Annotated in this window: 22 protein-coding genes and 1 pseudogene; 12 read left to right on the forward strand and 11 right to left on the reverse strand. The window is 70.9% G+C overall.

Annotated elements, in window-relative coordinates:
• Positions 1-31: 31 nt before the first annotated feature.
• The 6 genes from IE153_RS07660 to IE153_RS07685 all read left to right on the forward strand — a co-directional run bounded on the left by IE153_RS07660 (position 32) and on the right by IE153_RS07685 (position 4,318).
• Positions 32-1,099, forward strand: coding sequence for a PhoH family protein (locus tag IE153_RS07660; protein ID WP_078885178.1), 1,068 nt, complete (start codon positions 32-34; stop codon positions 1,097-1,099).
• Between the two features lie 14 nt (positions 1,100-1,113).
• Positions 1,114-1,611, forward strand: a complete 498-nt coding sequence (gene ybeY, locus IE153_RS07665) for an rRNA maturation RNase YbeY (RefSeq protein ID WP_031106287.1) — start codon at positions 1,114-1,116, stop codon at positions 1,609-1,611.
• Positions 1,612-1,619: 8 nt separating this feature from the next.
• Positions 1,620-2,924 (forward strand): hemolysin family protein, encoded by a 1,305-nt coding sequence (locus IE153_RS07670; RefSeq protein WP_189588982.1) that lies wholly within the window; start codon positions 1,620-1,622, stop codon positions 2,922-2,924.
• Positions 2,921-3,280 (forward strand): MmcQ/YjbR family DNA-binding protein, encoded by a 360-nt coding sequence (locus IE153_RS07675; RefSeq protein WP_189588983.1) that lies wholly within the window; start codon positions 2,921-2,923, stop codon positions 3,278-3,280. The genes IE153_RS07670 and IE153_RS07675 overlap by 4 nt, the downstream gene beginning before the upstream one ends.
• Before the next feature lie 36 nt (positions 3,281-3,316).
• Positions 3,317-3,670: a cytidine deaminase-like protein gene (locus IE153_RS07680; RefSeq protein ID WP_189588984.1), complete on the forward strand. Its 354-nt coding sequence runs from the start codon at positions 3,317-3,319 to the stop codon at positions 3,668-3,670.
• Between the two features lie 171 nt (positions 3,671-3,841).
• A complete protein-coding gene (locus tag IE153_RS07685) occupies positions 3,842-4,318 on the forward strand; it encodes a hypothetical protein (protein WP_189588985.1) in 477 nt (158 codons plus the stop codon).
• A 24-nt stretch (positions 4,319-4,342) separates the two neighbouring features.
• Here the strand turns inward: IE153_RS07685 and IE153_RS07690 are convergent, their stop codons facing one another.
• Both IE153_RS07690 and IE153_RS07695 read right to left on the reverse strand, forming a co-directional pair.
• Positions 4,343-4,681, reverse strand: a complete 339-nt coding sequence (locus IE153_RS07690; protein WP_030836455.1) for a P-II family nitrogen regulator — start codon at positions 4,679-4,681, stop codon at positions 4,343-4,345.
• The gene (locus IE153_RS07695; RefSeq protein ID WP_189588986.1) at positions 4,678-5,988 is read right to left on the reverse strand and encodes an ammonium transporter; all 1,311 of its coding nucleotides are present in this window, start codon (positions 5,986-5,988) and stop codon (positions 4,678-4,680) included. Before IE153_RS07695 ends, IE153_RS07690 begins: the two co-directional genes overlap by 4 nt.
• 153 nt (positions 5,989-6,141) lie before the next feature.
• On the opposite strand from IE153_RS07695, the gene era reads away from it, so the two are divergent.
• Complete coding sequence (gene era / locus IE153_RS07700; RefSeq protein ID WP_097216527.1) at positions 6,142-7,104, forward strand: GTPase Era; 963 nt, start codon at positions 6,142-6,144, stop codon at positions 7,102-7,104.
• A 55-nt stretch (positions 7,105-7,159) separates the two neighbouring features.
• On the opposite strand, the gene IE153_RS07705 is transcribed toward era, so the two are convergent.
• The 4 genes from IE153_RS07705 to IE153_RS07720 form a co-directional block, all read right to left on the reverse strand.
• Positions 7,160-7,603 carry an ATP-binding protein gene (locus IE153_RS07705; RefSeq protein ID WP_189588987.1) on the reverse strand — a complete coding sequence of 148 codons (444 nt, stop codon included), beginning with the start codon at positions 7,601-7,603 and terminating at the stop codon, positions 7,160-7,162.
• Between the two features lie 281 nt (positions 7,604-7,884).
• Complete coding sequence (locus tag IE153_RS07710) at positions 7,885-9,219, reverse strand: GH1 family beta-glucosidase (RefSeq protein WP_189588988.1); 1,335 nt, start codon at positions 9,217-9,219, stop codon at positions 7,885-7,887.
• A 71-nt stretch (positions 9,220-9,290) separates the two neighbouring features.
• The gene (locus IE153_RS07715; RefSeq protein ID WP_189588989.1) at positions 9,291-9,557 is read right to left on the reverse strand and encodes a protealysin inhibitor emfourin; all 267 of its coding nucleotides are present in this window, start codon (positions 9,555-9,557) and stop codon (positions 9,291-9,293) included.
• A gap of 20 nt (positions 9,558-9,577) precedes the next feature.
• A complete protein-coding gene (locus IE153_RS07720; RefSeq protein WP_189588990.1) occupies positions 9,578-10,639 on the reverse strand; it encodes a M4 family metallopeptidase in 1,062 nt (353 codons plus the stop codon).
• 334 nt (positions 10,640-10,973) lie between these two features.
• On the opposite strand from IE153_RS07720, the gene leuA reads away from it, so the two are divergent.
• From leuA to IE153_RS07740, 4 genes and pseudogenes are all read left to right on the forward strand, one after another.
• A complete protein-coding gene (gene leuA, locus IE153_RS07725; protein ID WP_189588991.1) occupies positions 10,974-12,695 on the forward strand; it encodes a 2-isopropylmalate synthase in 1,722 nt (573 codons plus the stop codon).
• A 211-nt stretch (positions 12,696-12,906) separates the two neighbouring features.
• Positions 12,907-13,605, forward strand: coding sequence for a tellurite resistance TerB family protein (locus tag IE153_RS07730; protein WP_189588992.1), 699 nt, complete (start codon positions 12,907-12,909; stop codon positions 13,603-13,605).
• Between the two features lie 145 nt (positions 13,606-13,750).
• Positions 13,751-14,706 (forward strand): annotated as a pseudogene (locus IE153_RS07735) (sensor histidine kinase); the annotation flags it as partial.
• Positions 14,703-15,365: a response regulator gene (locus IE153_RS07740; RefSeq protein ID WP_189588993.1), complete on the forward strand. Its 663-nt coding sequence runs from the start codon at positions 14,703-14,705 to the stop codon at positions 15,363-15,365. The pseudogene IE153_RS07735 and the gene IE153_RS07740, both read left to right, overlap by 4 nt.
• Positions 15,366-15,386: 21 nt before the next feature.
• On the opposite strand, the gene IE153_RS07745 is transcribed toward IE153_RS07740, so the two are convergent.
• The 5 genes from IE153_RS07745 to IE153_RS07765 are packed head-to-tail and all read right to left on the reverse strand — an operon-like array spanning position 15,387 to position 21,920.
• Positions 15,387-16,319, reverse strand: a complete 933-nt coding sequence (locus IE153_RS07745) for a dihydrodipicolinate synthase family protein (protein WP_189588994.1) — start codon at positions 16,317-16,319, stop codon at positions 15,387-15,389.
• Positions 16,316-17,335: an oligopeptide/dipeptide ABC transporter ATP-binding protein gene (locus tag IE153_RS07750; RefSeq protein WP_189588995.1), complete on the reverse strand. Its 1,020-nt coding sequence runs from the start codon at positions 17,333-17,335 to the stop codon at positions 16,316-16,318. The genes IE153_RS07745 and IE153_RS07750 overlap by 4 nt, the downstream gene beginning before the upstream one ends.
• Positions 17,336-17,357: 22 nt before the next feature.
• Positions 17,358-19,328 carry a dipeptide/oligopeptide/nickel ABC transporter permease/ATP-binding protein gene (locus IE153_RS07755; RefSeq protein WP_189588996.1) on the reverse strand — a complete coding sequence of 657 codons (1,971 nt, stop codon included), beginning with the start codon at positions 19,326-19,328 and terminating at the stop codon, positions 17,358-17,360.
• Positions 19,325-20,287 carry an ABC transporter permease gene (locus IE153_RS07760; RefSeq protein ID WP_189588997.1) on the reverse strand — a complete coding sequence of 321 codons (963 nt, stop codon included), beginning with the start codon at positions 20,285-20,287 and terminating at the stop codon, positions 19,325-19,327. The genes IE153_RS07755 and IE153_RS07760 overlap by 4 nt, the downstream gene beginning before the upstream one ends.
• A gap of 4 nt (positions 20,288-20,291) precedes the next feature.
• Positions 20,292-21,920, reverse strand: a complete 1,629-nt coding sequence (locus IE153_RS07765) for an ABC transporter substrate-binding protein (RefSeq protein WP_189588998.1) — start codon at positions 21,918-21,920, stop codon at positions 20,292-20,294.
• A 240-nt stretch (positions 21,921-22,160) separates the two neighbouring features.
• Between IE153_RS07765 and IE153_RS07770 the strand changes: the two genes are divergently transcribed.
• Complete coding sequence (locus IE153_RS07770; RefSeq protein WP_189588999.1) at positions 22,161-22,874, forward strand: FadR/GntR family transcriptional regulator; 714 nt, start codon at positions 22,161-22,163, stop codon at positions 22,872-22,874.
• The last annotated feature ends 18 nt before the right edge of the window (positions 22,875-22,892 follow it).

Below are 22,892 nucleotides of genomic sequence, written 5' to 3' on the forward strand. Positions count from 1 at the left end.
AGGAGGAACCGCAGGCCTTAAGCGCCGGCCCATGACTCAATCATCGACAGCTCACACCCCCGCGCAGGAGCAGGCGAGAGCGCAGCTCACCGTCCCCGCCCAGCACCCCATGGTGACCGTGCTGGGGTCCGGCGACTCCCTCCTGCGCGTGATCGAGAAGGCCTTCCCGGCGGCCGACATCCACGTCCGGGGCAACGAGATCAGCGCGGTCGGCGACCCGAAGGACGTCGCCCTCATTTCGCGCGTGTTCGACGAGATGATGCTGGTGCTCCGCACGGGGCAGCCGATGACGGAGGACGCAGTGGAACGCTCGATCGCCATGCTGAAGGCGAGCGACAACGGCGAGAGCGACGGCCAGGAGACCCCCGCCCAGGTGCTCACACAGAACATCCTGTCCTCGCGCGGCCGCACGATCCGCCCCAAGACGCTCAACCAGAAGCGCTACGTCGACGCGATCGACAAGCACACGATCGTCTTCGGCATCGGCCCCGCGGGCACCGGCAAGACCTACCTGGCGATGGCCAAGGCGGTGCAGGCCCTGCAGTCCAAGCAGGTCAACCGCATCATCCTGACCCGCCCCGCGGTCGAGGCCGGCGAGCGGCTCGGCTTCCTCCCGGGCACGCTCTACGAGAAGATCGACCCGTACCTGCGCCCGCTCTACGACGCGCTGCACGACATGCTCGACCCGGACTCCATCCCGCGGCTGATGGCGGCGGGCACCATCGAGGTCGCGCCGCTCGCCTACATGCGCGGCCGCACCCTCAACGACGCCTTCATCATCCTGGACGAGGCCCAGAACACGAGCCCCGAGCAGATGAAGATGTTCCTCACCCGACTCGGCTTCGACTCGAAGATCGTGATCACGGGTGACGTGACCCAGGTCGACCTGCCGGACGGGACGAAGAGCGGCCTGCGCCAGGTGCAGGACATCCTGGACGGCGTCGAGGACGTCCACTTCTCCCGGCTGTCGTCCCAGGACGTCGTCCGGCACCGGCTCGTGGGCCGTATCGTCGACGCGTACGAGAAGTACGACACCACGCACGGCACCCAGAACGGCGCGCACAAGAGCCGCGGCAAGTCCGGGCACAAGGGGAAGTAGACACACACAGCACCATGTCGATCGACGTCAACAACGAGTCCGGCACCGAGGTCGACGAGCAGGCGATCCTCGACATCGCCCGCTACGCGCTCGCTCGGATGCGCATCCACCCGCTGTCCGAGCTCTCGGTGATCGTCGTGGACGCCGACGCCATGGAGCAGCTCCACATCCAGTGGATGGACCTCCCCGGTCCGACGGATGTCATGTCCTTCCCGATGGACGAGCTGCGCCCGCCCTCCAAGGACGACGACGAGCCGCCGCAGGGCCTGCTCGGCGACATCGTGCTGTGCCCCGAGGTCGCCGAGAAGCAGGGCAAGGACGCGGAGACGCAGCACTCCATGGACGAGGAGCTCCAACTGCTCACCGTCCACGGGGTGCTGCACCTGCTGGGCTACGACCACGAGGAACCGGACGAGAAGGCCGAGATGTTCGGCCTCCAGGCGGCCATCGTGGACGGCTGGCGCTCGGAGCGGGGCCTGACCGGCCCGTCCCCGGCGCCGACGGTCTCGTAACGCCGCCGATGAGTCCGCAACTCGTCCTGGGCGCCGTCGCCCTGGTCGTCGTGGCCTGGCTCGCCGCCTGCGCGGAGGCGGGCCTCGCCCGCGTCTCCAGCTTCCGCGCCGAAGAGGCCGTGCGCTCCGGCCGCCGCGGCAGCGCCAAGCTCTCCCAGGTCGCCGCCGATCCGACCCGCTACCTGAACGTGGCGCTGCTGGTCCGCGTCGCCTGCGAGATGGCCGCCGCCGCGCTGATCACCTACGGCTGCCTGAAGGAGTTCGACGGCACCACCGAGGCCCTCCTGGTCGCCATCGCGGTCATGGTCCTCGTGTCGTACGTCGCCGTCGGCGTCTCCCCGCGCACCATCGGCCGCCAGCACCCGCTGAACACCGCGACGGTCTCGGCGTACGTCCTGGTGCCGCTGGCCCGGATCATGGGCCCGATCCCGTCGCTGCTGATCCTCATCGGCAACGCGCTCACCCCCGGCAAGGGCTTCCGCCGCGGCCCCTTCGCCTCCGAGGCGGAACTGCGCGCCCTGGTCGACCTCGCCGAGAAGGAGTCCCTCATCGAGGACGAGGAGCGCCGCATGGTGCACTCCGTCTTCGAACTGGGCGACACCCTCGTCCGTGAGGTCATGGTCCCGCGCACGGACCTGGTCGTCATCGAACGCTTCAAGACCATCCGCCAGGCCCTCACCCTCGCCCTGCGCTCCGGCTTCTCACGCATCCCGGTGACCGGGGAGAGCGAGGACGACATCGTCGGCATCGTGTATCTGAAGGACCTGGTCCGCAAGACGCACATCAGCCGCGACGCCGAGTCCGAGCAGGTCTCCACGGCCATGCGCCCGGCGTTCTTCGTGCCCGACACCAAGAACGCCGGCGACCTGCTGCGCGAGATGCAGAAGGAGCGCAACCACGTCGCCGTCGTCATCGACGAGTACGGCGGCACCGCGGGCATCGTCACCATCGAGGACATCCTCGAGGAGATCGTCGGCGAGATCACCGACGAGTACGACCGCGAACTGCCGCCGATCGAGGAGCTCGGCGACGACCGCTTCCGCGTCACGGCCCGCCTCGACATCAGCGACCTGGGCGAGCTGTACGGCCTGGAGGAGTTCGACGACGAGGACGTCGAGACGGTCGGCGGCCTGCTGGCCAAGGCACTGGGGCGTGTCCCCATCGCCGGAGCCTCGTCCGTCGTGGACCTCCCCGACGGCCGGGAACTGCGGCTGACCGCGGAGGCCGCGGCCGGCCGCCGGAACAAGATCGTGACCGTGCTGGCGGAGCCGGTGGGCCCGGCGGACCCGCCCGAGGAGGAGAAGCCGGAGTGACCCCGCAGGAACTGCGCGCGTTCTGCCTGTCGTTCAACGCGGCGGTGGAGGACTTCCCGTTCAGCCCGGAGATCTCGGTCTTCAAGGTGCAGGGCAAGCTGTTCGCCCTGTCACACCTCGACGCGCGCCCCCTCAAGGCCAACCTCAAGTGCGACCCGGACGAGGCGGTCCGCCTCCGCGGCGAGTACGAGGGCCTCGTCGTCCCCGGCTGGCACATGAACAAGCGCCACTGGAACACCGTCACGGTCGACGGCGAGCTCCCGGACCAGCTGGTCCGCGAGCTCATCGAGGACTCGTACGACCTGGTCGTCGCGGGCCTGCCCCGAGCGGACCGCCTCCGCCTCGACCGGCCCTGAGACGGGGCCGGGGCGGCCGCTACGTATGCTCGGATCATGACCGACAGCAGCGCGCTCGACCCCGAGGACCGCAAGATCGTCACCCTGGCCCGTTCCGCGCGGGCCCGCAACGGCGTGCCCGAGGGCGCGGCCGTACGGGACGAGACCGGACGCACCTATGTCGCGGGCACCGTGGCCCTCGACTCCCTGAAGCTCAGTGCCCTGCAGACGGCGGTGGCGATGGCGGTGGCCTCGGGCGCGACGTCCCTGGAGGCGGCGGCGGTCGTGACGGAGGCGGAGACCGCGTCCGACGCGGACCGGGCGGCCGTACGGGACCTCGGTGGCGCGGAGACGCCGGTTCTGGTGGCGGGGCCCGACGGAACGGTCCGGACCACCGTCGCCGCCGGCTGAACTTCGCTGTAACCGGCGGTAATTAGGCCAGTTTTCAACCTTGCCGCCGTCTGCCCCACACGCATCAATGGAACCGTCCATTCCGACGGACCGTCAGATTCGACTCTCGGCGGTGTGCCCGCATCCATGCGCCGAGCGGTCCGCCCCCCACGGAAACGGAGCCGGAATCCCATGAGATGCAAGCGAATCGGAACAGGTGCGGCACTGGCGGCCGGGGCCCTCGCGGTCACCGGACTCGCCTTCGCCCCCGCGGCCCTCGCCGTCACCCCCCAGACGGCGACGATCAGCGCGGACTGCGGCACCTTCGGCAGCGGCGAGGCCACCCTCACGGCCACGCAGGACGGCACCGCCGCCACGCTCACCGTCAAGTCCTCCGCGATCACGGCGCCCATCGCGCTGGGAGAGGACTCGATCTCGTCCACCCTCACCCTGGTGAAGGCCGGCGGCGGCACCGTCGACTTCGCCGGCACGGAGAACCCGGCGATGGCCGCCGGCGCCCCCGTCGAGGTCGGCCCGCTCAGCGGCACCGTGGCCTCCGGCGACAGCCTGGAGGCCTTCGGCGGCTCGCTGAAGATGACCGTCTTCGGCATCACCATCACCTGCACGGCGACCGGGCCGCAGTCGCCGGGCCCGTTCGTGTTCGACTGAGCCAGGAGCGGCGCGGCCCCGGTGTCAGAGCGCGTCGGGGCCGCGCTCGCCCGTCCGTACCCGCACGACCGTGTCGACGGGCAGCGCCCACACCTTGCCGTCGCCGATCTTGCCGGTGTGCGCGGCCTTCACGACCGCGTCGATGACGTCCTCGGCCACCGCGTCCTCGACGACGACCTCGATACGGACCTTGGGCACCAGGTCGACCTGGTACTCGGCGCCGCGGTACACCTCGGTGTGACCGCGCTGCCGGCCGTAGCCGCTGGCCTCGCTCACGGTCAGGCCGTGCACGCCGAGTTCCTGCAGGGCGTTCTTGACCTCGTCGAGGCGGTACGGCTTGACGATCGCGGTGATGAGCTTCATGCCTGGGGGGTGACCTTCTGGGCGGGGGAGACGACGGAGGAGGAGACCGGGGCACCGTGGCCCAGGACCCCGTGATCGTAGGCCGTCTCGGCGTGCACCGTAAGGTCCAGGCCGGTCTGCTCCTGCTCCTCGGTGGCGCGCAGGCCCATCGTGGCGTCGATCAGCCTGCCGATCCCGTAGGTCACGCCGAACGCGTACACCGCCACCACGACCACGGCCACCAGCTGCTTGCCGAGCTGGCCGAGCCCGCCGCCGTAGAGGAGGCCCTCGGCGCCGCCCGTCATCGACTCGACGGCGAAGACGCCGATGAGCAGCGTGCCGATGACACCGCCGACCAGGTGGACGCCGACGACGTCCAGGGAGTCGTCGTAGTTCAGCTTGAACTTCCAGCTCACGGCGTACGAGCAGACGACACCGGCGGCGAGGCCGACGACCAGCGCGCCGAGCAGCGAGACGGACCCGCAGGACGGGGTGATGGCGACCAGACCGGCGACCGCGCCGGACGCGGCGCCCAGGGTCGTGGGGTGGCCGTCGCGCTTCTGCTCCACGAAGAGCCAGCCCAGCAGGCCCGTGCAGCCCGCGGCCAGGGTGTTGAGGAACGCGGCGGCCGCGAGACCGTTGGCGCCGAGCGCCGAGCCGGCGTTGAAGCCGAACCAGCCGAACCAGAGCAGACCGGCGCCCAGCATCACCATGGGCAGGTTGTGCGGACGCATGGCGTCCTTCTTGAAGCCCATCCGCGGGCCCAGGACCAGGCACAACGCCAACCCCGAGGCACCGGAGACGATCTCCACGGGCAGCCCGCCCGCGAAGTCCAGGGCACCCAGCCGCTCCAGGATCCAGCCGCCCGGCCCCCATACCCAGTGCGCGACCGGAACGTATACGAGCAGCGCCCACACCGGCACGAAGACCAGCCAGGCGGCGAACTTCGCCCGGTCGGCGACCGCGCCGCTGACCAGCGCGGCCGTGACGATCGCGAAGGTGAGCTGGAAGGTGGCGAACAGGACCGTGGGGACCGTGCCCTGGACGCTGTCCGGGCCCAGGCCGCTCATGCCGACGTGTTCCAGCCCGCCGATGAGTCCGCCCGCCGCGTCCTCGCCGAAGGCCAGGGAGTATCCGGCCGCCAGCCACACCACCGTCACCAGGGCGATCGACACGAAGCTCATCATCAGCATGTTGAGCACGCTCTTCGTGCGGACCATGCCGCCGTAGAAGAGGGCCAGGCCCGGGGTCATCAGCAGGACGAGGGCGGTGGCGGCGAGCAGCCAGGCGGTGTCACCGGTGTCGGCGCTTGCGGCGGCGAGGGTCACGGTTGTCTCCAACGGTGCGGGGGCTCGTCAGAGGTTCACCGGCCCTCGTTTCCGGTTGCGTACGGGTGTGTTTCCGTGACGTTTCGTTGCGTGAGGGTTTCGGAAAGCTCACGGAATGCGTCCGGTACGGGGCGGCTCCGGGGATCAGGGAGAATGGGCGGCATGAGCGTTCGTACCCAGTCATCCGAAGAGCCGGCCGGAGCTGTCCACAGGGCCGGTTTCGCCTGCTTCGTGGGCCGTCCCAACGCGGGCAAGTCCACCCTCACGAATGCTCTGGTCGGCCAGAAGGTGGCGATCACGGCGAACCAGCCGCAGACGACGCGGCACACCGTGCGGGGCATCGTGCACCGCCCGGACGCCCAGCTGATCCTGGTCGACACCCCGGGGCTGCACAAGCCGCGCACGCTGCTGGGCGAGCGGCTCAACGACGTCGTGCGCACGACGTGGGCCGAGGTCGACGTGATCGGCTTCTGTCTGCCGGCGAACGAGAAGCTCGGCCCCGGTGACCGGTTCATCGCGAAGGAACTGGCGTCCATCAAGAAGACGCCGAAGATCGCGATCGTCACCAAGACCGACCTCGTGGACAGCAAGACGCTCGCCGAGCAGCTGATCGCCATCGACCAGCTCGGCAAGGAGCTGGGCTTCGAGTGGGCCGAGATCGTGCCGGTGTCGGCGGTCGGCGACCAGCAGGTGGGTCTGCTCGCCGACCTGATCGTGCCCCTGCTGCCCGAGGGCCCGGCGCTCTACCCCGAGGGCGACCTGACCGACGAGCCCGAGCAGGTCATGATCGCGGAGCTGATCCGCGAGGCCGCGCTGGAAGGCGTCCGCGACGAGCTGCCGCACTCCATCGCCGTCGTCGTCGAGGAGATGCTCCCCCGCGAGGACCGCCCCGCCGACAAGCCCCTCCTCGACATCCACGCCTTCGTCTACATCGAGCGCCCCAGCCAGAAGGGCATCATCATCGGCCCCAAGGGCAAGCGCCTGAAGGAGGTCGGCATCAAGTCCCGCAAGCAGATCGAGGCGCTGCTCGGGACTCCCGTCTTCCTCGATCTGCATGTGAAGGTCGCGAAGGACTGGCAGCGGGATCCGCGGCAGTTGCGCAAGCTGGGGTTCTGAGGTTGCGCGAGGCCATGGCGTGAGCCTTGGCCTCGTGACGTCCCGCAGCACGTCATCAAGCCGTCCGCAGGCTCGCCCACACCGCGTTTCCGCCCGTGAGGGTCGAGTGGGTGATGCCCCAGCTGTCGGCTATCTCCCGGACGAGCAGCAGGCCGCGGCCTCCCTCGTCGTCGAGGCCGGGGCAGCGGTCGGGGATGCCGCGGCCCGTGAGGTCGCCGTCGTGGACCTCCAGCCGGAAGCGCGCGTCCGTCATCAGCTGGACGCCGCACAGGACCCGCTCGCTGAGCGTGTGCAGCACGGCGTTGGTGACCAGCTCGGACACGAGCAGCACGGCGTTCGCGCACACCTCCTCGGGCACCTGCCACGAGGCCAGCCGCGCACGCATGGCATGGCGGGCGACTCTGACGCTGGTCCGCTGTGGGGACAGCTCCAGCCAGTCGGTGCGATCCGGGCGCACCGCGTCCAGGAACCGGGGAGTGGATGTCGTGTGGGGGGACACGGCGATCGCCTTCCGTGGGGGGTGGGCGCAGTCAAGGAAGGGGCGAGCGGACAACGGACCGGCCGGTTGGGGGAGTTGCTGCTTCCGGAACCCTGGTCACACAAGTAACTATGCTCGTAGAGCAGTTCACGCTGCAACTATCTGCCTGACACTTCAGCGGAATCTCGCGAGGAACCCCGGGGCTTCAGCCCCGGGAGGAATCGCGTCTGGTGACTTCCCGAACGCCCTCGGGGGCGACGCCCCGACGGACGCCGAGGTCAGCCTGTGGACCGGGGTGGGCATCAAGCCGTAGGCGCCTGCGCCCTCAGCAGCTCCCGGTACCAGTGGTAGGACGCCTTGGGGGTGCGCTCCTGGGTGTCGAAGTCGACGTGGACCAGGCCGAAGCGGCGTGCATAGCCCTCCGCCCACTCGAAGTTGTCGAGCAGGGACCACACGAAGTAGCCGCGCACGTCGACGCCCGCCTCCACCGCCCGGTGCAGGGCCCGGACGTGGCCGTCCAGGTAGGCGATGCGGTCCTGGTCGTCGACGCCCGGGTAGGAGCAGCCGTTCTCGGTGATGACGACGGGCGGGAGCCGCTCGCCGTAGCGGTCGCGGAAGGTGGTGAGGAGCTCGGTGAGCCCTTCGGGGACGACGGGCCAGCCGAAGTCCGTGACCGGGTGGCCCCCGATCTCACGGACGGAGAAGGGCAGTTCGGCGGGCATGGTGATCCCGCCGAACTCGATCTCCGCGCCCTGCGGGGCTCCCACCCGGGTCGGGGCGTAGTAGTTGATCCCGTACCAGTCGAGCGGCTCGGCGATCACCTTCAGGTCCGCTTCCACGTCCCCGGGCATCAGTTCGCCGATGCCGTCCGGGTAGCGGCCCAGCAGCAGCGGGTCCGCGAACAGGCGGTTCAGCAGCAGGTCGTAGAAGTCCGCCGCCTCCACGTCCGGCGCCTCCGTGGACGCCGCCCAGGTCGGGCCGTGCGAATTGGCGATGCCGATGTCCGACGCGCCCGAGGCGCGCAGGGCCCGGACGGCCAGGCCGTGGGCGAGGAGCTGGTGGTGGGCGGCCGGCAGCGCGTCGAACAGCAGCTGCCGGCCCGGGGCGTGTACGCCCAGGGCGTGGCCCAGCAGGGTGTGCTCGGCGGGCTCGTTCAGGGTGATCCACTTCGTCACACGGTCGCCGAGGCGGTCCGCGACCCGCGCCACGTGCTCGGCGAAGCGTTCGGCCGTGTCCCGCTCCAGCCAGTCGAGGTCCGCGGGCAGGTCCCAGTGGAACAGTGTCGGGACGGGACGGACCCCCGCCGCGCACAGGTCGTCGACCAGCCGGTCGTAGAAGTCCAGGCCCTTCTCGGAGCGCGCCCGCGGCCAGGAGATCGAGAAGCGGTAGGCGTTCACGCCCAGACCGGCCAGGAGGGCCACGTCCTCGCGGTGACGGTGGACGTGGTCGCAGGCCACCGCCGCCGTCGAGCCGTCCTTCACCCGTCCCGGCTCGGCCGTGAAGGCGTCCCAGACGGACGGCTCGCGCTCGTCCGCGGCGCCCTCGATCTGGTGCGCCGAGGTGGAGACGCCCCAGAGGAAGCCGGCCGGGAAACGGGGGATCGGATTGCCTGCGTCAGTCGCCATGCGCTGGATCATCCGTACCGGCGGTAACGGAAGTCAACGGCCGGGCGGAAAGGAGCTGTTGCCCGGCCGGTGACGTGGACCCGTCACGCCCCTTCCTTCAGCACCCGCGAGATCAGCTTCCGCTGCTCGTCCGTCAGCCGGGGATCCGCGCAGTACACGGTCTTCCCGTCCACGGTGAGCTGGTAGGTGAACCCGTCCGGGACCCCGACCGGCGGTGTGCTCCGGCCGGCGGCCACGGCCTGCTCCGCGAGGGCGTGCCACTCGGAGGCATCGGGCCGGTCCGAGGTGTTCACCTCGGCATGCCGCTCGATGCCCGCGAACCCGCCCGTGCGCCGCACCTGAATACGCATGGAACCTGTCTAGTACGGAACTACAGGGTCCGCACCCCGACCTGCTCCCAGGCCTTCGACACGGCGTCCAGTTCCTCCCCGTCGCCGAAGCGCTCCCGGGCGGCCTTCACGGTGAGCGTGGCGAAGTCGGCGAACATCGCCTGCTGCTTCAGGCGACCGCTCGTGAGGACGTCGTACCAGACCTGTCCGGCCCGCTCCCAGGCGTGGCCGCCGAGGGCCGTGGCCGCGAGGTAGAAGGCGTGGTTCGGGATGCCCGAGTTGATGTGGACACCGCCGTTGTCGCGTCCGGTGCGCACGAAGTCGTCCATCGTCGCCGGCTGCGGGTCCTTGCCGAGGACGTCGTCGTCGTACGCCGTGCCCGGCGCCTTCATGGAGCGCAGCGCCGTGCCGGTCACGCGCGGGGCGAGCAGGCCCGCGCCGATCAGCCAGTCGGCCTCGGTGGCGGTCTGGCCGAGCGTGTACTGCTTGATCAGGGCGCCGAAGACGTCCGACAGGGACTCGTTGAGCGCGCCGGGCTGGCCGAAGTAGGTGAGGTTGGCCGTGTACTGCGTGACGCCGTGCGCGAGTTCGTGGCCGATGACGTCGATCGGGATGGTGAAGTCCAGGAAGATCTCGCCGTCCCCGTCGCCGAAGACCATCTGCTCGCCGTTCCAGAACGCGTTGTTGTAGTCGCGGTCGTAGTGCACCGTCGCGTTCAGCGGGAGGCCGTTCCCGTCGATCGAGTCGCGCCGGTAGGCCTGGAGGAACAGCTCGAAGGTCGCGCCGAGACCGGCGTAGGCGCGGTTGACGGTGGCGTCCTTGCCGGGCTTGTCGCCCTCGCCGCGGACCTTGTGGCCGGGCAGGTCGGTGCCGTGCCGGGCGTCGTGGATCGTGCGCTGCGGCTTGCCGTCGGCGACCGCGGCGACGGCACTCGCGCCGATGACCGTGGTGAGGCGGCGCTGGGTGCGTTCGAAGGCGTCGCGCTGCAGGGTGCGGCGGGCGGGACCGGCGAGCGAGGAGTCCTCGGCCTGGGCGAGCTTGTCGAGGACATGAGGCGGAACGATGGTGCAGAAGACGGGCTCGAAGCCCCCGTGAGTCGTCATGCCCGGCACCCTTGCACTGCGTGACGAAACTGTCACTAGCCGCCACCATGATTGGTGAAATACCGGGACAACGCCCTTCACGCTCCGTGGTGAGTGCTATGGAGAAGTGGCGTAGCGCACTTTTTGTCCCGAATGTGCGCCGGGTCCCGCATACTGATACGACCCCACGCGCCGGGAGAGGCTCGGCTAGCATGCTGCGCATCATGCGTTTCGGGCTGCTTCTCCTTAGCTGCCGCGGCGAGGGCCTGTAGTCGAGGCCGACTCCCTCCCCGCGGAGCTTGGTGCTGCGTCGTCGGCCGTCCTTCCGGACACCCTCTGAGGAGCCCTAAGCATCATGGCGAACCGCCAGCAGCCCAGTTCCCTGCCGATCCACAAGTACGGCCGCTACGAGCAGGTCGACATCCCGGACCGCACCTGGCCGGAGCAGCGCATCACCACCGCCCCCCGCTGGCTCTCCACCGACCTGCGTGACGGCAACCAGGCCCTGATCGACCCCATGTCGCCCGCCCGCAAGCGCGCCATGTTCGACCTGCTGGTGAAGATGGGTTACAAGGAGATCGAGGTCGGCTTCCCGGCCTCCGGCCAGACCGACTTCGACTTCGTGCGCTCCATCATCGAAGAGCCCGGGGCCATCCCCGACGACGTCACCATCTCCGTACTGACCCAGGCCCGCGAGGACCTGATCGAGCGCACGGTGGAGTCCCTGAAGGGCGCCAAGCGCGCCACGGTCCACCTGTACAACGCCACGGCCCCGGTCTTCCGCCGGGTCGTCTTCCGCGGCTCCAAGGACGACATCAAGCAGATCGCCGTCGACGGCACCCGGCTGGTCATCGAGTACGCCGAGAAGCTGCTGGGCCCCGAGACCGAGTTCGGCTACCAGTACAGCCCCGAGATCTTCACCGACACCGAGCTGGACTTCGCGCTGGAGGTCTGCGAGGCGGTCATGGACGTCTGGCAGCCCGGCCCGGGCCGCGAGATCATCCTGAACCTGCCGGCCACCGTGGAGCGCTCCACGCCCTCCACCCACGCCGACCGCTTCGAGTGGATGGGCCGCAACCTCTCCCGCCGCGAGCACGTCTGCCTGTCGATCCACCCCCACAACGACCGCGGCACCGCCGTCGCCGCCGCCGAGCTGGCCCTGATGGCCGGCGCCGACCGCGTCGAGGGCTGCCTGTTCGGGCAGGGCGAGCGCACCGGCAACGTCGACCTGGTCACCCTGGGCATGAACCTGTTCTCCCAGGGCGTCGACCCGCAGATCGACTTCTCCGACATCGACGAGATCCGTCGCACGTGGGAGTACTGCAACCAGATGGAGGTCCACCCGCGCCACCCGTACGTGGGCGACCTGGTCTACACGTCCTTCTCCGGCTCCCACCAGGACGCCATCAAGAAGGGCTTCGACGCCATGGAGGCCGACGCCGCCGCCAAGGGCGTCACCGTCGACGACATCGAGTGGGCCGTCCCCTACCTGCCGATCGACCCCAAGGACGTCGGCCGCTCCTACGAGGCGGTCATCCGGGTCAACTCGCAGTCCGGCAAGGGCGGTATCGCCTACGTCCTGAAGAACGACCACAGCCTGGACCTGCCGCGCCGTATGCAGGTCGAGTTCTCCAAGGTCATCCAGGCCAAGACCGACGCCGAGGGCGGCGAGGTCACGCCGAAGGACATCTGGGCGGTCTTCCAGGACGAGTACCTGCCGAACCCCGAGAACCCGTGGGGCCGCATCCAGGTCCGCACCGGACAGTCGACGACCGACACCGACGGCGTGGACACCCTGACGGTGGAGGCCACGGTCGACGGGCAGGACACCGTTCTGACCGGTACGGGCAACGGTCCGATCTCGGCCTTCTTCGACGCCCTGCAGTCCGTCGGCATCGACGTACGCCTGCTGGACTACCAGGAGCACACGATGAGCGAGGGCGCCTCCGCCCAGGCCGCCTCCTACATCGAATGCGCCATCGACGACAAGGTCCTGTGGGGCATCGGGATCGACGCCAACACGACGCGGGCCTCGCTGAAGGCGGTCGTCTCGGCCGTCAACCGCGCGGCTCGCTGACCAGCCGTACGGGTTCGCGGCCGCAGGCCGCTCACCGGTGCCACAGGGGCTCCGTCCGCCGATGTACGGCGGGTGGAGCCCCGTCGTATACCGGCCATTTGCTGTGGAGGTCACGGAAAGGTCTCCTCCGGGGTGCTGACTCCTCGTCTCTGATGTGGCTAACATCACGCAAGCGCGGCGACGTTGCCGTGCGGCGTGACGGAGGTGCGACGTGCTGCCAGGACGGGGACGAAACGGCCATGCCGCCAGGCTTTCTCGCGTCCTGGGCACCCGGACCGCGTGGACGGCCGCCGGTGACGGGGAGTTCTTCTGCCCCGGCTGCGGCGGCGACCGCAACTACCAGCGGCTGACGGGACAACGCCGCTTCACCCTGCTCGGCCTGCCCGTGCTGCCGCGCGGCGAGACCGGCCCGGTCGTGGAGTGCGCCGCCTGCCGCCGCCACTTCGGCACCGACGTCCTCGACCATCCGACCACCACCCGCTTCTCCGCGATGCTCCGCGACGCCGTGCACACGGTCGCCCTCGCGGTGCTCGCCGCGGGCGGCGCCGGGTCCCGTTCGGCCCTGGAGTCCGCCGTGCTCGCCGTGCGCGCGGCCGGCTTCGACGACTGCACAGAGGAGCAGCTGGCCGCCCTCGTCGAGGCGCTGGAGGCCGACACCGGCCGGATCGTCGGCGAACCCTGCGGCGCGGGGCTGGCCATAGAGCTGCACGAGGCTCTGGACCCCCTCGCCCCGCACCTCGCCACCGTCGGCCGCGAATCGATCCTGCTGCAGGGCGCCCGCATCGCCCTGGCGGACGGGCCGTACACCCCGGCCGAGCGGGATGTGCTGGCGACGGTGGGCGCGGCGCTCACGATCTGCTCCGACGACGTGACCCGCCTGATGGCGGCGGCGGCCCGCACCCCCTCGTAGGATCCGCCTCCGCGTTACTCCCCGGGGAGTAACGCGCGGCCCGGACCGCCCGCCGCAGTACCCCTCGACTCGACCTCACGTCCGACGAACCGGCGCACGACCGGCGGGAGTCCGGAGACCGATCCAGACACCCGACCGGAGGTGCGTCGCCCCGTACCACGCCCTCGACAACACCCACTCCGCGCCGACCCCGGCCACGTACATCGCCCTGTACACCGTCGCGGTGACCGGCCGTCCGCTGCGCACCGTCCTGGTCGGCGCGGGAGTCATCGGCCTCTCGGCCAGCGTGATGCTCACCGTCGGCATGCACCAGGCGCTGGAGGTGCTCCGGATATCGGGCTGGGTCGTCGCCGTGCTGTTCTGCGGGGTCGACGTGCGCGTCTACGGCCAGTACGTCGCCTCCATCGTGGAACGCGCCGAACGGGCCGAACGCACCCGGGAGGAGGAGGCCCGGCGGCGGGTCGCCGAGGAGCGGCTGCGCATCGCCCGGGATCTGCACGACCTGCTCGCCCACAGCATCACCCTCATCGGCGTGCAGACCTCCGTCGCCGCCCATGTGCTGGCCGCCGACCCGGAGCGGCTCCACCGGGAGACGGTGGCCAAGGCCCTCGACGACATCGCCGAGACCTGCCGCAGCGCCCGCGGCGAACTCCGTACGACCCTGGAGGTGCTGCGCGAGCACGGCCCCCGGACGTCCGCGGCCCGCTGCCCGGCCTCGACGGGCTGCCCGACCTGGCTCAGGCAGCGCGGCTGGCCGGTGCCCGGGTCGAGCAGACGGTACGGACAGCGCAGGCACCGCCCGCCGTCGGCGCCGCCGCCTACCGGATCGTGCAGGAGGCCCTGACCAACGCGGTACGGCACGCGGGACCCGGACCGGCCGTCCACGTCGAACTCGACGAGCGGGACGGTGCCCTGCACCTGTCGGTCCGCGACGACGGCACCGGACCGGCCCCGGGCGGCACCCCGGGCTTCGGACTCGTGGGGATGCGCGAGCGGGCCCGCAGCGTCGGTGGCACACTCGACGCCGGACCGCGCACCGGGGGCGGGTTCGAGGTCACCGCGGTCCTGCCGCTGGCCACGACGGGGGAGAGGACCGGATGACCGTACGGGTGCTGCTCGCGGACGACCGGACGCTGGTGCGGGAGGCGTTCGCGATGCTCGTGGAGTCGGCCCGCGACATGGAGGTCGTCGGCCAGGCCGCCACCGGCCGGCAGGCCGTCGAACTGGCCCGCGGCGCCCGCCCCGACCTCGTGGTGATGGACATCCGCATGCCCGACCTGGACGGCATCGAGGCGACCCGGCTCATCGCGGCCGACGAGGACCTCGCGGACGTACGGGTGCTCGTCCTCACCACGTACGACACCGACGAGAACATCGTGGACGCCCTGCGCGCCGGGGCCTCCGGGTTCCTGGTCAAGGACACCCGGCCGGCCGAACTCCTCGACGCCATCCGCACGGTCGCGGCCGGCGAGGCCCTGCTGTCGCCCGGGCCCACGGCACGGCTGATCGAGCGGTTCCTGCGCAGCCCCTCGGCACCGGAGACGGGCGGACCCGAGTGCCTGTCCGGCCGGGAGCGCGAGGTGCTCGCGCTGGTCGGCCGCGGCCTCAACAACACGGAGATCGCCGACGCGTTGGGCCTCAGCCCGCTCACCGCGAAGACCCATGTCAGCCGCATCATGGGCAAGCTGGCGGCCCGGGACCGGGCGCAACTGGTCATCGTCGCCTACGAGTCGGGGATGGTGACCCCGGGGACCGTCTGACGCGCGGGCACGGCCCGGCCGCTAGAGCAGACCGGCCGCCGCGAGGTACTTCCCGACCTGCTCCACCTCGTCCGGCGACAGCGGGATCTGCGGCTGAGCCGTCGCCGGGGAGTCGATCACGCCCCGCAGGTGCAGCGCGGTCTTGAAGGCGCCGATCGCCGAGGAGTTCGGGCCCATCCGGGCCGGGTCGCCGACGGTCACCATGCCGAACAGGGCGCACAGCCGCTCCTGTTCGGTCCGGGCCCCCTCCCAGTCCCCGGCACGGCACAGACCGTCCAGGCGGACGTAGCCGTGCGGGTCGACGTTGCCCAGGCCCGGCACCGTGCCGTCCGCGCCGATCGCGAGGGCCGCGTCGACGATCAGCTCGGAGCCGGTCAGCACGCTGAAGCCCGTGATGCCCCGGCGCTCCCGCACACCGGTCACGATCTGGCGGAAGGCCGCCAGATCGCCGCTGGAGTCCTTGAGCCCGGCCACCACACCGTCGGCGGCCAGCTCCAGCACCACGTCGGCCGGCAGCTTCGTGTGGACGGCGACGGGAAGGTCGTAGGCGATCACCGGGACCGGGCTCGCGGCGGCGACCGCGCGGTAGTGGCGGGCGATCTCCGCGGGGTGGGTGCGGGCGTAGAACGGGGCGGTGACCACGACCGCGTCCGCGCCCGCCGCCGTCACCGCCGCGACATGGTCCAGGACCCGGGGCGTCGTCATGTCGATCGCCCCGGCCAGCACCGGGAGCTGCCCGCCCACATGGGCCGTGACCGACTCGACGACCAGCCGGCGCTGCCGGTCCGGCAGATACGCGGCCTCCGAGGTCGAGCCGAGCACGAACAGGCCGTGCACCCCGCCGGCCACCAGATGGTCGACAAGCCTGGTCAGCGACGGGACGTCCACCTCGCCGTCCGATGTCAGGGGCGTGCAGACGGGCGGGATGACACCGGTCAGCGGGGCGAGAGTCATGGGGCCTCCATCGGGTCGCGTCGAAGGACGAGGTCGCGGGTCGACTCGTCCTCCCGGACAGGATGGTGGCAGCGGAAGCGGTGCGCGGGCGCCGACGCGGCGGAGAAGCCCGGCATCTCGTCCGCGCACACCCCGTCCGCCTTCCAGCAGCGGGTGCGGAACGGGCAGCCGCTCGGCGGGCGGGTCGCCGACGGCAGCGGACCGGCCAGCTGAATCGGGTCGACCGGGTCGAGCAGGCCCGGCGTGGCGGAGAACAGGGCGCGGGTGTACGGGTGCCGGGACCGGTCGGTGACCAGGGCCGCCGGGGACTCCTCCACGATCCGGCCCAGGTACATGGTGATCACACGGTCGCTCATCCGCCGTACCGTCTGGATGTCGTGCGAGACGAACACCAGGGCCAGACCCAGGCGTTCCTTCAGGTCCAGCAGCAGATTGAGGATCTGGGCGCGGACCGACACGTCCAGGGCGCTCGTCGGCTCGTCGGCCACGACCAGGTCCGGGTCCAGCGCCAGCGCCCGGGCGATCGCGACGCGCTGGCGCTGCCCGCCCGACAACTGCGCCGGCAGGGCCCCGGCGAGGGCACGGGGGAGGCCGACGAGGGACATCAACTCGCGTACCCTCTCGTCCCGCTCGCTCCTCGTGCCGCGGTCGTGCACGTCCAGCGGGTCCCGCAGGATCTGCCGGACGGCCAGGCGGCGGTTCAGGGCCGTCGACGGGTCCTGGAAGATCATGCCGATGCTGCCGCCGACGGCCCGGCGGCGCTCGGCGGCCGGCATCGCCCACAGGTCCCGGCCCCGGAACGCCACCGTCCCCCGCGTCGGCGGCTGCACCCCGACCAGGACCTTCGCCAGCGTCGACTTCCCGCAGCCGGACTCGCCCACCACGCCGACGGTCTCGCCGGGCGCGATCGCCAGGTCGGCACCGGTCAGGGCGTACACGCGGTCCCGGGTGAAGAGGCCGCCGCTGCGGGCCTTGTGGACGACGTGGGTGCCGGACAGCTCCACCAGGGCGTTCATGTCACGGCCTCCGACAAGGCGTTCATGTCACGACCTCCGAGGTGACCAGGTCGATCGCGGGATGGTGGCAGGCCGCCGTGTGCGTCGGCGTGCCCAGCGGGTCGGGGGGTGTCGTACGGCAGGTCTCGGTGGCGAGCGGGCAGCGGTCGGCGAAGCGGCAGCCCGCCGGGAAGTCCGCCGGGGACGGCACGACGCCCTTGATCTGCGTCATCCGCTCGGCCGCCGACTCCAGCGACAGCACACTGCCGAGCAGTCCGCGGGTGTAGTGGTGCGCCGGGGCCTCCACCAGGTCGGCGGTCACGCCCGTCTCCACGATCTGCCCGCCGTACATCACCACCACCCGGTCGGTGACGTCCGCGACCAGCGCCAGGTCGTGCGAGACGAGGATCAGTGCGAAGCCCAGCTCCGCACGCAGCCGCAGCAGCAGCTCCATGACCTGCGCCTGCACGGTCACGTCGAGGGCGGTCGTCGGCTCGTCGGCGACGATCAGTTTCGGGTCGCGGGACAGGGCCATGGCGATCAGGACGCGCTGGCGCTGGCCGCCGGAGAGTTCGTGCGGATAGCTGCGCAGGGTGCGGTCGGGGTCGAGGCCGACCAGGGTGAGGAGTTCGGCGGGGGTGCGGCGGCCGCCTCGGCGTACGACCTGTTTGAGCTGGGCGCGGATCGTCATCGCGGGGTTGAGGGACGACAGCGCGTCCTGGTAGATCATCGCCATCTCGTGGCCGAGCAGCTTGCGGCGCACCCGCATCGGCTCGGCGAGCAGGTCCCGCTGGTGGAAACGGACCTGGCCGCCGATCCGCGCCCCCTTCGGCTGGAGTCCCATGATCGCCAGTGCGGTGAGCGACTTGCCGCAGCCCGACTCACCGACCAGGCCCAGGACTTCACCGGGGAGCACCTCGAAGCTGACGCCGTCGACGATGTCCACCCCGCCGTGCCGGCCCCCGAAGCCGACGGCGAGGTTCTCGACCGCGAGGACCGGTTGCCGCCCCTGGGGCAGGGGGCGGGCCCGCGCTCGCAGCCGTTGCGCGGCTGCCGCGAGGCCCGGCAGTGGCAGCACCTCGCCGCTGCCCGGCTCCGGGGCCTCCAGGGGGTCGTCGTTCTCGCGTACGTCCACCTCCCGCGCCGACGGAACCGCCCACGCGTCGGACACGCCCTCGGACAGGATGTTCAGCGAGAGCACCGTCACCAGCATCAGCAGCCCGGGGAACACCGTCGCCCACCAGCCGCCGGTCAGCACCATGTTCTTGCCGTCCGCGATGACACTGCCCCAGGACGGGTCGGGCGGCCGTACGCCCGCCCCGATGAACGACAGCGACGCCTCGAACACGACCGCCTCGGCGACCTGGACCGTGCAGAACACCAGCACCGGCGCGGCGCAGTTGACCGCCACGTGCCGCAGCACGATGTGCGGGGTCCGCGCGCCGATCACCCGTTCCGCCGTCACGTAGTCCTCGCCGTACTGGTCGAGGACGTTCGCCCGCACCACCCGCGCCACCGGCGGCGTGAACAGGAACGCGATCGCGCAGATCAGCACGGTGATGCCGCCGCCGAACACCGCCACCAGCACGGCGGCCAGCGCGATGCCCGGGAACGCCATCACCACGTCCAGACAGCGCATCAGCATCTCGTCGACCGCCTTGCGCGAGGTCGCCGCGACCGCCCCCAGCAGCGCACCGGCCACCAGCGCCAGCCCGGTCGCGCCGAGCCCGATCGCCAGCGACCAGCGCGCCCCGTACATCAGCCGGCTGAGGATGTCCCGGCCGAGGCTGTCCTGGCCCATCCAGTGCCCGGCCGACGGATGCCCGGTGCCGTCGGCCGGCGGCTGCTGGTCGAGCGGGTCGTGCGGGGCGAGGAGCGGCGCGAGCAACGCCATCAGGACGACGACCGCCAGGAAGCACACGGCGATCTTCGACAGCGGCGGCAGCCTGCGCCAGCCGCGCAGCCGGATGCCGGGGCGGGACAGCTCCGCGGTGAGACTCTTGCGGGTCATCATGTGGTCGCATCCCTCAGTCGCGGGTTGACCAGCAGATACAGGACGTCGATGACGAGGTTCACGACGACGAACCCGGCCGCCGTCGTCAGCACGACTCCCTGGACGACGGCCGGATCGCCGTTCTTCACGGCGTCGATCATCAGCTTGCCCATGCCGGGCAGCGAGAAGATCGTCTCGATGACGACCGCGCCGCCCAGCAGATAGCCCACGCGCAGCCCGAGCACGGTGAGCGGGTTGATGAGCGCGTTGCGCAGCACGTTCCGCCCGACGACCACCCGCGGCGGCAGGCCGCTCCCGATCGCCGTGCGCACATAGTCCTTGTCCAGCTCCTCCACCACGGCCGTGCGCACGATCCGGGTCAGCTGCGCCGCCACCGGCAGCGACAGCGCCAGGGCCGGCAGGGTCATGGTCCTCAGCCAGCCGGTGAAGGAGTCGGCCGGGTTGATGTAGCCGCCGGTCGGGAACCAGCCCAGGTCGACCGCCAGGTACTGGATCATCAGCAGGGCCAGCCAGAAGCCGGGCGCGGCGACCCCGGTCAGCGACACGACCCGGATGATCTGGTCGGGCAGCCGGTCCCGGTAGATGGCCGCGGTCACCCCGCCCACGAGGGACAGCACGACCGCGATGCCCAGGCCGAGGAACGTCAGCTGGAGGGTGAGCGGCAGCGCGGTGGTGACCTGGTCGATCACCGGTGCCCGGGTCAGCGCGCTGGTGCCCAGGTCGCCGTGGAGCAGGGCGGAGACGAAGTCCGCGTAGCGCACCGGCAGCGGATCCAGCAGGCCGTGCTCCTCGCGGAAGTCGTGCAGTTGTCGCGGCGTCGGGTTGGCGCCCTGGAAGAACGCGGACGCCGGGTCGACGTCCGAGAACCGCATCACCAGGAACACGAACAGCACGATCCCGAGCATCAGCGGCACGAGCAGGGCGACGCGACGGAGCAGGATCCGCAGGACGGCCGTCACGGCGCTAGGCCCACTTGGCCTGGAGCAGGTTGATGCCCGGGTACGGCTGCGCCCTTATCCCGCTGAGCCGCGCCGGGTTCCAGGCGGTCATCAGCTCGTTGTGGACGACCGGGTAGAGCACGGCCTGTTCGGCGACGACGTCGATGTAGTCCTGGACGATCGCCTTCTTCTTCGCCGGGTCGGGCTCCCGGGTGGCCCGGTCCATGTCCTTGAAGAGCTGTCTGGCGACGGGGTCGGCGGCCCAGCGGGTGTACTGCATCCAGAGGTTCTCGGGCCCGTAGTTGTAGTGCATGATCAGGTCGGCGTCGAGGCCGAACTGGTTGGGGTTCGAGGCGGCGGCGACGACCTGGTAGTCCTGCTTCTGGTCCATCTTGGTGAACACGGCCGTGGTCTCCTGCGGGGACAGGGTCGTGCGCACCCCGATCGCGTCCCAGGACGCCTTGACGGTCGGCAGGCAGTCGGCGATCCAGCTGACGTTCACGGCCAGGATCTCGATGCTCAGCCCCTTGACCCCGGCCTCCTTCAGCAGCGCCTTCGCCCTGTCCGGGTCGTGGTCGTAGACCGTCTTCGCCCGGCGGTAGGACGGGTTGGCCTCGTCGAGGAAGGAACTGGACGGCTTGCCGTGGCCCTTGAGCGCGACCTCGACCATCTCCTCGGTGTCGATGGCGTAGTGCAGGGCCTGGCGCACCCGCACGTCGTCGAACGGCTTGTGCCTGGTGTTGAACATCAGGAACAGGTTGTTCATCCCGGCTCCGCCGGCCACCGTCATCCCGCCGCTCTCCAATCGGCCGATGTTGGCGTACGGGATGTTGTCCGCGATCTGCGCGCCGGCACGGGAACCCGAGATCTTCGCGACCCGGGGGGCCGCGTCCACGATGGTCAGCCAGTTCATCTTCCGGAAGGCGGGCTTGCGCGGGCCGTTGTAGCCGTCGAACGCCTCGAAGGTCGTGTTCGACTTCGGGTGGTGCGCGGTCTGCCGGTACGGCCCCGAGCCGATCGCCTTGCCCTTGATGGCGTCGTCCCAGGCGCCCGGCCGGGAGAACACGTGCTTCGGCATGATCTTCGCGAGCGTCAGCCGCGAAAGCCCGTCCGGGAACGGGAACTTCAGCACCAGCTCCACGTTCTGCGCGTCGATCTTCCGGACCTCCTTCAGCCAGCTCGCGAAGAAGCCCTTGGCGAGGGTCTGGGTGTCCGGGTCGAGGATCCGCTGGAAGACGAAGACCACGTCGTCGGCGGTGACCGGCTTGCCGTCGTGGAACGTCGCACCCGCCCGCAGCGTGAACGTCCACGACGTGCTGTCCGGGTCCTTCGGCACCTCGGTCGCCAGGGCCGCGTACGGCTCACGGGAGATCGGATCCGTGTCCAGCAGGCCCTCGTAGACGTGGTTGTTGGCGGCCATGCAGAACGCGGACGCCGTCTGGGTGGGGTCCCAGCTGCCGTCGTTGCCGTAGCCGATCACCGCGGTGAGGGTCCGGTCCCGGCCACTGCCCGTACCGGTGTCGTTGGTGGACTCCGGCCCGGACGAACAGGCCGACAGCGACGCGGAGACGGCGGCGGCCGCGCCCAGGGCGCCGGTGTGCTTCAGGAACGACCGGCGGTGCAGCGCCGGCACGTCGGGGGTCTCGTCGCGCACGGGTCCTCCAGCGAGGTCTGGGGGGAAGGGACGGGCAGAGGAGATACGACGTCCTACGTCCTGCGGTCAGCGCGACCATAGGAGGGGGTTCGGGGGCGGTCAAGGGGTCGCACACGAATGGCGTATCCGTCAGAGGTCGGACCAATGACGCCGTACGCGTGGTGAGTTGAGGTGCCATCAGGGTAGGTCCGGCACCGGGTACCGCCAGAGGTGGGACGTGGGACGTCCGGGGCGCGTACGATGCGGCGCATGTCCGAGGAGCCCAGGACCAGCCGGATACAGCGCCAGGTCGTCCAGCTCATCCTCGACCGCAGACTCACCGCCGGGGCACCGCTGCCCACCGAGGCCGCACTGATGGAGGACCTCGGCGTCAGCCGCAACTCCGTCCGCGAGGCGCTCAAGGCCCTCCAGGCCCTCGACATCGTCGAGGTGAGACACGGCTACGGCACCTACGTCGGCCGGGCCTCCCTCACCCCGCTCGTCGACGGCCTGACCTTCCGCGCCCTGGCCCGCCACGACGACGACACCGCCGCCCTCGCCGAGATCCTCCAGGTGCGCGAGGTGCTGGAGGAGGGCCTGATCCGCCGGGTCGCCACGACCGCCACCGAGGCGGAACTGGACCGGCTGGAGGACGTGGTGGCCCGCATGGAGTCCGCCCGGGGCACGGGCCGCTCCTTCCCCGAACTCGACCGCGAGTTCCACGAGGTGCTGTACGCGTCCCTGGGCAACGACCTCGTCCCGCAGCTCCTCGCCGCGTTCTGGACGGTCTTCCGCCGGGTGTCCGGGGCCCGCGGCCTGCCCGGCGACCCGCCCCCCGAGATCACGGCCCGCCGCCACCGCGACATCGTCACGGCGCTGCGGGCCCGCGATGTGGAGGGGGCGCAGCGGGCGATGGCGGTGCACTTCCGGGGGATCGAGGCGCGGGCGGGGCAGCAATCGCGAGGGGTGGGCTGATTCCGCCCCCCGGCAAGC

Origin of the sequence: Streptomyces massasporeus, from assembly GCF_014648995.1 — a bacterium.
In the GTDB taxonomy this organism is placed as follows: domain Bacteria; phylum Actinomycetota; class Actinomycetes; order Streptomycetales; family Streptomycetaceae; genus Streptomyces; species Streptomyces massasporeus.